Annotated in this window: 1 protein-coding gene; it reads right to left on the bottom strand. The window is 27.9% G+C overall.

Annotation, left to right across the window (positions count from 1 at the left end; all coding sequences use genetic code 11):
- Nucleotides 1-281, bottom strand: a 281-nt coding sequence (locus CG11_RS26185) for a hypothetical protein (protein WP_156039913.1), incomplete at its 3' end; no start/stop codon positions are given.
- Nucleotides 282-980: the final 699 nt, after the last annotated feature.

Raw genomic sequence — 980 nt, 5'->3', positions numbered from 1 at the left:
GTATTAGTCAAAGGTGAGTATTGTTCATTGACCAATCTTGCGGTCAAATCACCATAACTATTCAAACGAATTTGTTTAGAGAAAATAGGAAATTGAGGTTTGGATTCATCATAACTAGCATTCTCAAAATACATATAGTGCAATGTATGTTCGTCAGAGAATCTATATTGGCGAGGTTGTTCCTCCCATTTCAAGTCAATAGACTCTGTAACGGTTTGAGCATATATACTACTACTAACAATAATTGTTAGAAAAAATGCCTTGAAAAGTGACTGAAGCATTGTGTTCTGTTTTTTAGAATAATTCATATAGCAATAATTATATACTACTATATTCAAAGATATAAGATCAAGGATACAGAATCTGTACTGTATAAAGTTGATATGGTAAGATATCAAACTCTATTTAGAATAAGGTTAAGTAATGTTAAAAAATAATTCATTGATTGAACAATATTCTGCCCCATTGCAATTTATAATTTAAGGTGTACCTACTGTAACATCTTATGTTAAATTGTAATGACGTATCGAAAATTTATTTTTTATCAATACATAAGAGGAACTATAACTTAGGACAAACAAACTTGTGAAAAAGTTGGGATGTTTAAAAAAATTACAAATTCCTGATTCTTTTCCCAATTAATAAACCATGCAAATATGCAAACTAAAAATAAAGGTTGATTAATGTAAAATTATACCATAGATGATATTGTTGAGTGTATCATTTAAAATTCTAAAAAAATAGTTTTTAGGACGTGCATTTCTAAAACGTATACAAAGGTAAAAGTGTTGATGTATAAATTAAAATAAATTTGTTTTTTTGACAAAAAATAGAACAAATACAGGGCAAAATCTGTGAAATAGGTTTACCCTGTATTAGAACGAAATTTTATTTTAGAATAACTAGCTTTTGAAATTCACTACTTTGTTTGACCTGATCTGTTGCTCCATCAGCTTGAACCAATATTTTGTAGATATAGA

The sequence above is a fragment of the Aureispira sp. CCB-QB1 genome, from assembly GCF_000724545.1.
In the GTDB taxonomy this organism is placed as follows: Bacteria; Bacteroidota; Bacteroidia; order Chitinophagales; family Saprospiraceae; genus Aureispira.
The sequence above is the reverse complement of the archived record's forward strand: the minus strand, read 5'-3'. Positions and strand labels throughout refer to the sequence as shown.